Source organism: Stenotrophomonas sp. SrG, assembly GCF_050031795.1.
Taxonomy (GTDB): Bacteria; Pseudomonadota; Gammaproteobacteria; order Xanthomonadales; family Xanthomonadaceae; genus Stenotrophomonas; species Stenotrophomonas rhizophila_A.
The window spans coordinates 1-231 of the sequence record NZ_JBNBBE010001651.1; the positions used below are offsets into that span (position 1 = coordinate 1).

Annotated in this window: 1 pseudogene; it reads left to right on the top strand. The window is 60.2% G+C overall.

The window, feature by feature from the left end:
- Window positions 1–231, top strand: a pseudogene (locus ACQG3P_RS24975) (IS110 family transposase); the annotation flags it as partial.

Below are 231 nucleotides of genomic sequence, written 5' to 3' on the forward strand. Positions count from 1 at the left end.
TAAAAACCTGCACGCCTACCAGACGCTGGATCCATGGCAACAGAGAATGCGGGAATTCGTCCGGGCTCGCCGGCAGGCGATGCAGGCGCGGACCGTCGCGCGACAGCAGCAGGAAATGGTCGGTGATCGTGAATTGCGCCGGCTACTGCAAGCCAACATTACCCGCTTGCAGACGCTGGTCGCACGCTTGGGAAAGCAGATCGGCGAACAGGTTGAACAGCAGCCTCAACT